General features: G+C 50.3%; 12 protein-coding genes. 2 read left to right on the forward strand and 10 right to left on the reverse strand.

Annotated elements, in window-relative coordinates; genetic code table 11:
• Positions 1–42: 42 nt before the first annotated feature.
• From ACZYR9_RS03600 to ACZYR9_RS03630, 7 genes are all read right to left on the reverse strand, one after another.
• Entirely contained in the window at positions 43–2274 is a 2232-nt protein-coding gene (locus ACZYR9_RS03600; protein WP_488977063.1) for a transglutaminase TgpA family protein, read from the reverse strand.
• Positions 2271–3512 (reverse strand): DUF58 domain-containing protein, encoded by a 1242-nt coding sequence (locus ACZYR9_RS03605; RefSeq protein ID WP_488977064.1) that lies wholly within the window; start codon positions 3510–3512, stop codon positions 2271–2273. Before ACZYR9_RS03605 ends, ACZYR9_RS03600 begins: the two co-directional genes overlap by 4 nt.
• 5 nt (positions 3513–3517) lie before the next feature.
• Complete coding sequence (locus ACZYR9_RS03610) at positions 3518–4477, reverse strand: AAA family ATPase (RefSeq protein WP_488977065.1); 960 nt, start codon at positions 4475–4477, stop codon at positions 3518–3520.
• Between the two features lie 313 nt (positions 4478–4790).
• The gene (spoVAE, locus tag ACZYR9_RS03615; RefSeq protein WP_488977145.1) at positions 4791–5156 is read right to left on the reverse strand and encodes a stage V sporulation protein AE; all 366 of its coding nucleotides are present in this window, start codon (positions 5154–5156) and stop codon (positions 4791–4793) included.
• A 10-nt stretch (positions 5157–5166) separates the two neighbouring features.
• Positions 5167–6180: a stage V sporulation protein AD gene (gene spoVAD / locus ACZYR9_RS03620; protein ID WP_488977066.1), complete on the reverse strand. Its 1014-nt coding sequence runs from the start codon at positions 6178–6180 to the stop codon at positions 5167–5169.
• On the reverse strand, positions 6181–6660 hold the full coding sequence (spoVAC, locus tag ACZYR9_RS03625) for a stage V sporulation protein AC (protein WP_488977067.1): 480 nt from the start codon (positions 6658–6660) through the stop codon (positions 6181–6183).
• Between the two features lie 21 nt (positions 6661–6681).
• Positions 6682–7542, reverse strand: coding sequence for a DUF421 domain-containing protein (locus ACZYR9_RS03630; RefSeq protein WP_488977068.1), 861 nt, complete (start codon positions 7540–7542; stop codon positions 6682–6684).
• A gap of 137 nt (positions 7543–7679) precedes the next feature.
• On the opposite strand from ACZYR9_RS03630, the gene ACZYR9_RS03635 reads away from it, so the two are divergent.
• Positions 7680–7886: a DUF1657 domain-containing protein gene (locus tag ACZYR9_RS03635; RefSeq protein ID WP_488977069.1), complete on the forward strand. Its 207-nt coding sequence runs from the start codon at positions 7680–7682 to the stop codon at positions 7884–7886.
• Between the two features lie 369 nt (positions 7887–8255).
• Here ACZYR9_RS03635 and ACZYR9_RS03640 read toward each other — a convergent pair whose 3' ends face one another.
• Positions 8256–8777: a L,D-transpeptidase gene (locus ACZYR9_RS03640; RefSeq protein ID WP_488977146.1), complete on the reverse strand. Its 522-nt coding sequence runs from the start codon at positions 8775–8777 to the stop codon at positions 8256–8258.
• Positions 8778–8948: 171 nt separating this feature from the next.
• Here ACZYR9_RS03640 and ACZYR9_RS03645 point away from each other — a divergent pair, with 171 nt between their 5' ends.
• A complete protein-coding gene (locus ACZYR9_RS03645) occupies positions 8949–9530 on the forward strand; it encodes a glycoside hydrolase family 73 protein (protein WP_488977070.1) in 582 nt (193 codons plus the stop codon).
• 82 nt (positions 9531–9612) lie between these two features.
• Here the strand turns inward: ACZYR9_RS03645 and ACZYR9_RS03650 are convergent, their stop codons facing one another.
• A complete protein-coding gene (locus ACZYR9_RS03650) occupies positions 9613–11034 on the reverse strand; it encodes an NAD-dependent malic enzyme (RefSeq protein ID WP_488977071.1) in 1422 nt (473 codons plus the stop codon).
• A gap of 249 nt (positions 11035–11283) precedes the next feature.
• Positions 11284–12249, reverse strand: coding sequence for a carbohydrate kinase family protein (locus ACZYR9_RS03655; protein ID WP_488977072.1), 966 nt, complete (start codon positions 12247–12249; stop codon positions 11284–11286).
• Positions 12250–12483: the final 234 nt, after the last annotated feature.

A 12483-nucleotide genomic window follows, 5' to 3' on the forward strand; every position in this document is an offset into this window, starting at 1 on the left:
ATCAAAGGCCGACGGCCCAAAGCCGTCAAGCCTTTGATGCAGCTACATCTGAGAACGGAGCTTCTCTACGATTTGCGTCGTTTGACACCAATCCTCTTCGGTAATTTCCGCATTCCCGTATTTTGCTTTTTCAAAAACATGGAGCACGGTATCCAGCTCCGATTTCATCCATCGGCTTTGCTTCGACCAGCGCCGCATCGCCTCCCGCAGCGTTTCGTGATCCTCGCGCACATAGCCGTTGCGGCGGAAAATACGGAGCAGCCGCTCACACTCCACGATCACCTTCTGCTTCAGCAGCGAAGCTCTGCGCCTGCGCTCCCGCTCTCTTAACAGCTCGATGAGCTGAAACCTCCAAACCAGAAAAGCGGCGAGCAGGGCAGCGGCCGCAAGGATGCCTCCTGTTGCGACATGATGCGGCTCCACCACAGGCGTATTTTCATCCGTTTCGGTCACCATCGGTGCCGGTGCTTCAGAAGTATCCACTGCAGGGTCAGCTTCCGCCGCCACCCTGGGCAAAGCAAAGCCGGAGGTTGGTTCAAACGGAATCCAGCCGTAGCCGTTAAAGTAGACCTCCACCCAGGAGTGAGCATCCGAGTTTCGCACGGTATATACACCGGCGGAATCGGCATTCGCCAAATCACCTTCCGGTAACATGCCGAACATGTCTCCATTCATTTCCGGCGCGCCGGATGCGTAACCCTTCACCCAACGTGCAGGCAAGCCCACCGAACGGGCCATGACTACCATCGCAGAGGAATAGTAATCGCAGTAGCCTTCCTGGATTTCAAACAAGAAACGGTCAACGAAATCGCGGCTGCGGCCCTTGGACAAGTCCGGTCTGTTTGTATAAGGGAAATTTAGCTGAAGGTATTGTTCAATCCGTCTGGCTTTATCGTATGGATTTGCAGCATCCCGGGTAATCTCATTGGCCAGCGTACGCACACGGTCGGGCAGATGGTCCGGCAGCTGCAAATAGTCATTCATTCCCTGCCTGACCGGTTCCATCGGAAGCGCGCGCAAAGCCGCCTCATCGACAACCGGCATTTGGGAGACAATCGTATACGTCTTCGGAAACGGCTGGCGCTCGCTGTACCTCAGCTCCGATTGCGAAGCGGACCATTGCAGCCCGTCGAAACCGCTCTTCTCTCCGTTTATCCCGGTTACCTTTTGCACCGCATAGGCGCCAAAGAAGACGGGATACCTCTGCTCCGTGAGCATGGTCACCGTTTGCGTTACTTCTACCGTCTTCCGGTTCCCTGCCGGATGCCTCGAGTCGGCGGGAACGGAATTGTCCGGGCGAACGGCACTCCAAGCTCCGCGCCGTTCGCTGTCGCTCTCCTCCCAGCCTCTTCCGGTATATAGCGAACGGGTTTCTCCGCGCCAATAGGCCCTGTGCGTCGTCTCTACCGTCATGACCGGCGTGTAATCAAATTGAAATCCCCCGCCGAGATTGGAGTCGTTGCGGCTGTATCCGGAAGAGGAATCCGTCGCATCCACCATAGCGGATACCTGAACTCCCTTGCCGGTTGTAAAATTCATCGGCTCCCCTTTGAAATTGCGCCAAGCCGTATAAGGATCCGTCAGCGTCGGACCCACCTCCGGCATAAGGGAACCGATAAAAATCGTAAGAGATACCAGTGAAACGACCGGTACGGCGATGGAGGCCGGGTAATTGGCCAGCTGCCGCCAAGCGGACGAATCCTTGCGCCGAAGCTGCGTAAAATGGCATAAAATCAGCATGAACAGCCCGCATCCGACGACGACTGCCACCTGCGGCCATAAATAAACGGCGGAAAACGAATCGCGGATACACATGGCCAGAACGGTCAGAACCAGCAAAAGATAGATGCGCCATTTGGCCTCAACCCACCAGATCATGGTTAAATAAGCGACCCAGGTGCCGAGTCCGAACCATAAGTAAGGCGTAAGATCATATAAGTTCAAAAACAGCTGGGAAGATAAAAAGCTTGAAAACGGTATGGGCTCGATCACCTCGAAGCGCTCGAGAACCTCAATATTTATAACAAGGATGGTCCCGAGTTCAATGGCTCCGCGAATGAGCCAATGGATACGAGGAACATGCTGCATAATAAAAATAACCAGCAGCGTCAACTGCACGATGACCACTGTCTCCCGCAGCCACATTCCGTCTTCCTTCGAGAACCATATCGTAAACTGAAGCAAAAATATGCCGCACAGCAGCACCGTAAGCCGATGCGGCCAATCGTGAAATAACAGGTGCTTCGACCAGGCTAACGGCTTTTTATTCTTCATTTTCGACCTCCCAACTGGGAAGGCAGCTCCGACAATTGCTGCACCGCATAACAAACGATCCCCCGGGACTGAAGCTGCTTAACCCAAGCTTCCTTGCGGGCCGCATCCGGGCTCACCCACAGATGGCAGGGTTTCATCTGCTGCTGCTTGAGCCATAGGAGCAGCTGCAGCATGCCATCCCCCGAAACCGGACTGATCAGCGTAATGAAACTGCCCGGAGAAAGCATATTGACTTTCTCCATCAGCACCTGCCGCATACTATACGCGCCGTCCGCTTCCACATCGATGAGATGCTGTAGCACGGCTTGGTACTGTAACTGTCCCGACCTCGGTTCAAAATATTTGTCGTCCGATCCGCTGGACACGAGCCCCATGGCCAGGCCGCGATGAGCCCCGTACTGAAACATCGAGGCTGCTGCAGAGACCGCCAGCTCGAACGGCTCCGGATCCTGGTATGACTGCAGACTGCGATCCAGAAACAAGAAGGTCTTGGGGAGAGACTCCCGCTCAAATTCCTTTGATTTCCAGGTGCCGCTCTTGGCGGTCGCATTCCAGTGAATCCGTGAGAGCCGGTCTCCATAAATATATTCACGAACACCGTTAATTTGCGTGGTTTCCCGTGCGGCGCGGGTTGTCGAGGAATGATGATTGGTTCCTTTCATCATCTGATGAAACTGCTGCCACTCCCGGATAAGCACGGTTTGCGGCAGAACCGAGAAGCTTTGTGGCAGCACAAGCTCTCCTTTATGCTCGAACAACCCGAACACGTCTTCTGTAACGCATTCCGTCGTTCCGAAATGATAGTGCCCGCGGCGCATCGCCGGCGTTTTGTACTCCCACTGCGCGCGTCTTTTCCAATCGGGAACGACCGTCGCCTCAAACGTCAGCTCGCGGCCGCTTTTGTGAACCAGCCGATCCTTGACGAACAAGTAAGGCATAGGCCAAAATCCCGGGATCTGCAGCTGTATCGTCACTCCAAGAGCGCTTCCGGCTTCAACCGTCGTTCCGAATTCACTGTGCTTTAGCGTTCTGTTTCCTTTTGTATGCTTGATTCCGCTCCATTGGCCAAGCAGCAAATAAAGGCTGATCATAAACATGATGACAAACAGCATAAGCGCCAGCTTTCCGCCCTGAAACAACAAAAATCCGAGGCTGCCTAATAACGCCGAGAGTACGGCCCAGAGCTTGCGGCTGGATTTTGGGCGATCCGCCAGCTTATAAGCAAATGAAGTTCTCAATCGGATCACTTCTCCCAACGTACCGGCACTTTCACCTGCTGAAACACCGATTGCAGCACCGACGATACGGTAACTCCTTCCATTCGCGCTTCCGCCTGCAGAATAATCCGGTGTCCAAGCACATAAGGCGCCAAAAATTTAACATCGTCCGGAAGGACATAATCTCTTTCTTGCAGCAAAGCGAAGGCTTTCACCGCCTGTACCAGCGCCAGCGTCGCACGCGGGCTGGCTCCCAAATATATCGACGGATGCTCGCGGGTTAGCCGGATAATGGCTACTAAGTAGCCTGCCACCGCTTCATCGAGATGTACCTGCTTCACCTGCTGTTGAATAGCCAATATCTGCTCCACTTCCGCAACGGGCTCCAACGAATCCAACGGGTGAGCTAATCTTTGAGATATGATCATTTGCGTTTCGGTTTCCGCATCCGGATAGCCAAGGCTGAATTTCATCATGAAACGGTCCAGCTGAGCCTCCGGCAAAACATACGTGCCCTCAAAATCGATCGGATTCTGCGTTGCCAGCATCAGGAAAGGCTTTGGCAGCTCATGGGCCTCTCCATCCACCGTAATGTGCTTTTCCTCCATGGCTTCCAGCAGGGCGGATTGCGTCTTCGTCGTTGCCCGGTTTATTTCGTCGGCTAGCAGAATGTTGGTCATGATGGGACCCGGACGGAACAAGAACACTTCATCTTTAGGGTGATAAATGGAAACACCTGTGATATCGGTCGGGAGGAGGTCGGGATTGCACTGAATTCGGCGATATTGTCCGCGGATTGATTTGGCGAGCGCTTTGATCAGCACCGTCTTGCCTGTGCCCGGCACATCCTCAAGCAGCACGTGGCCCCCTGCCAGCATCGCGGTTAACAGAAGCTGAATTTCTTCCGTTTTTCCGAGAATGCAGGATTCCAAATTTGCCTGTATGCGCCTAATCGCTTGTACATCTTCTCTGATCATCGTCTCCATCGTCCGGCCTCCTTAAAATGGCTTAACTAAAGCATAATTAACTTTATTACGCAATAAAAAGCCTAAGGTTCTAAAAAATCGTCCAGATTTGACAAATGAAATCAAATTGTAATGCTATTGTAACAATTGTAACATGCACACAAAATACAAGAGACTTACTTCCTATTGTACAGGAATCAGGAATTAGAGTACACGTGTAAAAATGAAGAAAATGTTTGTATGATTGCAAAAAAAGCCCCGGAATCCTCAAGGACAGGCGTTGGCACCGCCGCCCTTCCGAGGTTCAGGAGCTTTAATCAACCTCAACCGCTTGCTATCCTTGCGGCTTGAACACAAGGGCGGCCAGGAATGAAAAAATGATGGCCGCAGAAATCCCCGCGCTGGTGACTTCAAAGATGCCCGTAATTATCCCAACCGCACCTTGCGATTTCAATTCGCTCAGCGCTCCGTGCACAAGAGAGTTGCCGAAGCTGGTGATAGGCACGGTAGCCCCGGCGCCGGCAAATTCGATGAAGCGTTCATACAAGCTTTTATTGCCGATCTGAATACCGTCCACGATGGCGCCGGCTACAACCAATGTGCTCATGGTATGTGCCGGCGATAATCTCATGACATCCATCATCAACTGTCCCAGCACACAGATCGCCCCGCCGATGAGAAAAGCCCAAACAAACTGCATCCAATCCATGCTAATGCACCTCGCTTTCGATTGCTACCGCGTGAGCGATGCAGGGAATGCTCTCCCCCTGCTGAAAAGATAAGGGGGAGAGAAGCGCCCCAGTCGCAACGATCAGCACCCTTTTAAGCTCACCTTTTTTAATCCGTTTCAAGACATGGCCGTAGGTTACGGTAGCCGAGCAGCCGCAGCCGCTGCCCCCTGCTTGTACGTTTTGCTTTTCCAGGTCGTACATCATCAAACCGCAATCGTAATAATGGGTCTGCTTGATTGGGATCTGATGCTTTTCCAGCAATTCGCATGCAATCTCATAGCCCACCTTTGCCAAATCGCCCGTTAATATCAAATCATAATAACCCGGCTCCCGTTTGAAATCGCGAAAATGGGACTGCAGCGTATCCACGGCCGCCGGAGCCATCGCCGCGCCCATGTTGAACGGATCTTTGATCCCCATATCAATGACACGGCCGATCGTAGCCCCTGTGACGACGGGCCCCTTGCCCCGATTGCCCACCACCGCGCATGCCGCTCCCGTCACCGTATATTGTGCGGTCGGGGGCTTCTGCGAGCCGTATTCCGTCGGGTAACGAAACTGCTTTTCCGCGGTACTGTTGTGACTGCATGTTCCCGTCATGACATGATGGCCGTAACCGGAATCAACGATCATGGACGCCAAAGCCAAACCCTCCATGGAAGTGGAGCAGGCCCCAAAAATACCAAGGTAAGGAATTTGCATCGTCCGTACGGCAAAGCTGTTGCTGATGATTTGATTCAACAAATCTCCGCCGATATAAAACTGAATATGCTCCTTGGTCAACCTTGCATTCTCTAATGCAAGCTTCGCGGCTTCTTCCAGCATTTTTTTCTCGGCTTTTTCCCAGCTGTCTTGTCCTAGTTTGTTATCGGCATGGACAATGTCGAATTCATTTCCCAACGGTCCGCCGCCTTCATCCGGTCCGACGATGGTCGCCGTTCCCATGATGACCGGACGGGTTTTGAACTCCCAGCTCTGATATCCCTTCAGCATTTAGCGGCCCTCCATTCCCAGAAGCAAATGAATCAAGCCGATAACAAAAGCCGCCACGGTTCCGAATACGATGACTGAGCCGGCCAGCTTGAACATGTTTCCGCCGACACCGAGCACATAGCCTTCGCTTTTATGCTCCAATGCCGCGGAGCATAACGAGTTGGCAAAGCCCGTCACAGGGACGGCCGAGCCGGCTCCTGCCCATTGGGAAATTTTATCGTATATTCCAAAGCTTGTTAGAAGAACCGAGATGAATATGAGCACGGCGACGGTCGGATTGCCGGCTGTTTTATCCGTGAAGCCGAAATACCGAATAAATACCTCCATGATCCCTTGGCCGATGAAACATATAAATCCCCCGACCGCAAAGGCCCTTAAGCAATTTTTCAGCACAGGACGGGCCGGCTCCCGCTTTTTGGCAAGCTCCTGATATTCCTGCTGCGTCCAGGTTAACTTCTTCATTTTCGATTTGGTGGTCATTCTTGCATTCCCCTTTTCTGCTCATCGTCTCAATAAAGGTTCGACCTGCTCGATGATATCTTTCATTTGCGCAACACCTTGTTCATACATTCGTTTGGCCTCTTTGCTCGAGGTCGATAACCCGAACAATGCCAGATCTGCCTCGCACTTTTTTAGAGTAGCCAGAAGCAGCGGCTTTTGGATCATCTGTGGAGCCTTCAGCATATCGTCGTATAAATCAACATACAGCTGGCCGTATGAATCGACTTGTCCGACAAAAACATTCTCCAAGGTTACGCCTATTTTCTCCAACTCCGTATAAAGCCATTCCCGGCTAAACCCTGCCGTAGCCAAAGGCTCGTCCATGATTTTGCCGTCAATAATGACCGCTTGGGACTCTTGCTGCGGAGCGGCTCGAATGCCCAAATGCTTCGGAGTCAACGGTTGATGCTCCTGCTTTAAAAGAACGCTGAGATCTCCGCTAGCCTCAAGCATGGCAAATTCCACATCAGCCACATTAAAAACACTTTTGGTACGCAGCTGCTCTAAGAGCTCATCGGCGGTGTAACGCTCTTTTTTCAAATTGTCTTCCATGATTTTGCCTTCCTTGATGAAGATGGTTCCGGTACCCTCAAACCATTCGCGCAGCCGTTTACTTTTTAAAGCTAGGATTTCGAGGATATAAGGAATCAAAAACCAGACTAAAAGTCCCGTCACACCGAACATAAAAGGCGATTCAAGATCAATGGACATGAAGCCGATCATTTCGCCAAGCGCAATACCAAGTATGTATTCAAAGTAGGTTAATTGAGAAATTTGCTTTTTACCAAGAATACGGGTAATCAAAAACAAAATCGCAATGGCGGCAGCCGAACGGATCGCGATATGCGCCCAATCCTGCAATGGACTCTCTCCCTCCGGTGATTAAAGCGTGACGATTCAATTATTCGCTAAAATCACTGTAGTTATTTACAGGAGATTTTTTACATTCATGATTTCCTTAAAGCTGAGCCATATTATCGTTTGTGGAGGTGATATCAATGACCGTTGCATCCCAAGTAAAGACAACGCTGGCTTCCCTCAAGAGCGCCCAGGCAAGTCTTGAAACCTTTGCGTTAGGCACGCAAAATCAGGAAGCCAAGAAGCTGTTTGAAAATTGCGCCCAGCAAACTCAAGCCATTGTAGATCAAGTCAACAGCCGCGTTCAGCAGCTTGAGAATGAAGAACCGCAATATAAAGGATTTTAAAATCATACAGCCCGTTGCGCAGGTTAAGCGTGAACGGGCTGTTCTTCATTTGAGCCATTTCTCTGTTCGGTTACATCAAAAGTATGAGAACAACCAGCAGCAAAATAAAAAGCAAGAGAATCATCAGTATGGGCAAATACCGATCCATCCTTTACGTCCCCCGTTCGTTAGATTTTGGAGGCTATTTATTATGTTATGCCTGACAAAAGCAGCTGCCACGGTCAGTTGCCCATACCATTGGCAGAAGACGTTTCGGTACAGCCAAAAGGACTCCTCACGGAGCCCTTTCCAAAAGTAATTCAAGTTACCGCAAGGTATAATGCTTCGAATGGGTAAAAGGGCACGGAATGCGCTTGTATTTTGACCCTATTACTCCCGGATAATCACCACGGTACCCAGCGGAATATGCTTGAACAGCCATTCGACATCCCTGTTATGCATCCGGATACAGCCCGAAGACGCGCTGCTGCCGATCGAATATGGGCGATTCGTTCCGTGAATTCCGTAGGTATAACCACCCGTCCCAGGCACATTAATTCCCATCCAGCGGCTGCCGAGCGGGTTGCGCCGATCTCCCCCGGGGATTCGCTTGCGCACGTACCAAGGTTTGACGATTTTGGTGACGATATAAAACCGTCCTGTCGGGGTTAACTGCTTGGTTCTGCCTGTGGCGACAGGAAAGAAATACATGGCTTGGCCGTTCAATACTACGGTCAAACGGTTTGAGGTTTTGTTGATGATCAAATAAACGCCTTCCTCTGACAATCCGTCCGAAGGGGTAATGTGCAGCTTGCTTGAATCCGGCTTCGCGGCGGCGAGCGACTGCGTCAAGGGAGAAGCACAGAAGGTCAGCAGGAAGAACAGGATGCAGATTCTGAGGCCAAGCACCATCTTTTTCAAGCAGCTCATCCTTACATTCGATAATAGTTTGCACACGGTATTCGTTATATTGTGTGCCATCGGAACCTTGCGCTATTCTCAATCAGGTGTTTTCCAGCATATCCCCCGTTTCTGTCACCGCAGCTCCCCTTAGTCGAATATGCTGCAGCAGGAGGTGACGGGATGAGTCCTCAAGAATTTATTGAACGCATCGCCCCAACGGCTGTACTTAACATGAAGGATTTCGGTATTCCGGCAAGCATCACGATCGCGCAAGCGGCATTGGAAACGGGATGGGGAAGCAGCGTGAGTGGCAACAATCTGTTCGGAATAAAAGGTGAGGGGATGCAGCGGGAGACAAGGGAGTTTATCGACCAAGAGTGGATCATTTCAATGGAAGGCTTTCGAACGTATCCCAGCTGGGAAGACAGCATTCGGGATCACGGGTTGTTCTTGACGCAGCGGCCTCGCTATGCAGACGTCATCGGAGCGGAGGATTACCGTGCTGCAGCACGGGCTCTTCAGGATGCAGGCTATGCTACAGATCCTCAGTATGCGCAGAAGCTCATAAGCATCATTGAACGATGGAATTTATCTAAATATGATGCAGTCGAACCGGTTGAAGCCGAATATCTGTTGAATCGGGAGGATGCCGACAAGATCATCGGCTATTTGTCCGCGGCATGGTTTTGTGCGGACGTAGAGGAGGCGCGTGCGGAATACCATCGGCTGGCAAACCAGCTGCGCAGGGTGACCCGGTCATAGTCCCTGGGCCGGACCAAAAAAGCTGTCTTTGCTTTGATTAGCAAAGACAGCCCCTTTTCACAGCTCAGACTTGAACGCCGGTTTAAGCAAATTCATGCGGAACCTTACGTGCAACCCCTGTTTCCACTGCGGCTTGAATCACTTTTTTTCTTACCACTTCAACTACCCGGTTATTGAAAACGCTAGGGATGATATACTGCTCATTCAGTTCGGAATCCTCTACGATGGACGCGATCGCATAAGCGGCAGCCAGCTTCATTTCCTCGTTAATCATCGTGGCATGACAATCCATAGCTCCTCTGAAAATCCCTGGGAAGCACAGCACGTTATTTAACTGATTCGGATAATCGGATCTCCCTGTAGCCATGACTCGAACATACGGTTCTGCGATTTCCGGTAAAATCTCCGGAGTCGGATTAGCCATAGCAAACACAATCGGATCCTCCGCCATTTTTTGCAAATCTTCTACTGAAATAACACCAGGACCGGACAAGCCGATAAATACATCCGCATTCTCCATGGCGTCTTTTAACGTTCCTGTTACATTGTCAGGATTCGTATTCTCCGCGTACCATTGGAACATAGGGTTTTCATATGTGGTATTACGGTTGATAATACCTACGGATCTTGTCGCACCGACAATATGTTTAACTCCGGCCGCCATCAGCATTTTCGTGCAAGCCACGCCTGCAGCGCCGATTCCGCTGAATACCACTTTAATATCGGACATTTGCTTGTTCACAATTTTTAATGCGTTGATCAAGCCCGCCAGCATGACCACAGCTGTTCCGTGCTGGTCATCATGGAAAACGGGAATATCCAGTTCATTTTTTAATCTTTCTTCAATTTCAAAGCAGCGCGGCGAGGAAATATCCTCCAGGTTAATTCCGCCGAATGCCGGAGCGATTGCTTTAACAATTCTGATGATTTCCTCTGTATCCTTCGTATCTAAACAAATAGGGAACGAATCGATATCGGCCATTTCTTTAAAGAGCATGGCTTTTCCTTCCATAACCGGCATCGCGGCAATCGGACCGATATCTCCTAACCCGAGTACAGCGGTACCGTCCGATACTACCGCTACCGTATTCCGTTTGATGGTTAACGAATAAGCCTTGGAGGGATCTTCATGAAGCGCCATACATACGCGGGCTACACCGGGTGTATACACATGAGAGAGATCATCCCTGTTTTTAATCGGCACTTTCGAACGAACCTCAAGCTTTCCGCCCAAATGCATCAGGAAAGTACGGTCAGATATGTTGATGATTTTAATCCCTGGCACATTGCGAACGTTTTCAATCAATTCAGCTTCAGTTTCTCTGTTTGAAACGGACACCGTGATGTCTCTGATCGTTTTTTGCTTGCTTCTATTTACAATATCCACGGCAACGATTTCGCAGCCTTTTTCATGAATTGCATTAGCGATTTGAATGAATGCTACGTTCGGTTCGAGCTCCATTCGCAAAATAATTGTATAACTCCCGCTTGTCTGGCCACTCATTCTTAAATTCTCCTCTCGATATAAAAAATCCTAATGCAAAACTACGAAATCAATAGTTAAAATCAACCATTACTTCACAGTCTAATTTTATATTCCATATGTGTCAACGATATTTATATAAATGTTTATTATATATATTTTTTATATATATGAAAATCAGATTCGTATTTATGTATGGAAAAACAGCGAAGAACTTCCGCTGCAAGCCATCGTCACTTTATCCAGAGTATATTCCGTACCGTCCATCTCTTAACTAAATCTCTCGACCTCTTCCAAGGACGGCAGTGCCGCAATCGCTCCCACTTTCGTACATACGATGGCCCCTACTTTGTTGGAAAACGCGATGATCCTCTTCAACTCTTCAAAGTTACGGCATAACGTGAGAGGCTCCTTCGCGGATGCCAGCTGAAACAAGGTTGCTCCCACAAATGCGTCTCCGGCCCCCGTGGAGTCGACCGACTTGATGGCAATGCTTGGAATAACGGCATGCTGCCCCGCCGCGGAGATCAACGTCCCTTCCTTCCCCAGCGTAACGGCAATGACGCGGGCTCCCCAGTGGTGCATGGATTGCACGCCTTGCAGCATATCCTCCTGCTTTGTAATCAGACGCAGCTCTTCGTCACTCACCTTCACGAAATCGGCCTTCCCGATGCCTCTGCGGGACCTCTCGATGAATTCGGCTTCTCTGCCTTGCCACAGATTGGTACGGAAGTTCGGGTCGAAGGAGACAAGCATTCCTCCTGCTTTCGCCCGATCGATTAGCGCAAAATAGGTTTCGAGAGCTTCGCCTCCAAGCAGAGCCGTAGCCGAACCGAAATGAATCACGCGCGCTTGGGATATGTACTTAAGATCCACATCAGCCATGGTCAGCCGCTCATCGGCGCCACGGTAAAAGACGAAGTCCCGCTCCCCGTTCGCCTGCAGAGATACGAACGCCATAGTCGTTTGAACGGCGTTATCCTTAGAGATCATCAGCGTATCGACACCGGCCTGATCGAGTACCTCGATGAGAAACCCGCCGAACGGATCATTTCCTACTTTACCGACAAACGCGGCGTTTCCTCCCAGCTTGGCGATGGCCGCCGAAACATTCGCCGGGGCTCCGCCGGCCTGCTTGACAAAATTAGCGCCTTTCTTTAAATCGACATCGATGTCCGTACAAAAAAAATCGATTAAAAGCTCTCCGACACATACGACAAGACCCTTCTGAACCATTTTACACAACTCCCATGTTTTATCAGAATCATCTTTTATCAGCCTTCAAGGCTTTCGGATCCCATTATGGCGAACCTTTGACATACATGCTATCACGCAGCTCCTTTTTTGTAAAATCTCTTTTCTGTACAGGGGCCACGCTAAAATTAATATTACAAATACCGACATCAAACGACGATAATATAGTATGCAACATAAACCGTTTCTGAGCCGTTAATATACTAGCCTCAATAT

The sequence above is a fragment of the Paenibacillus sp. F024 genome (genome assembly GCF_057814255.1).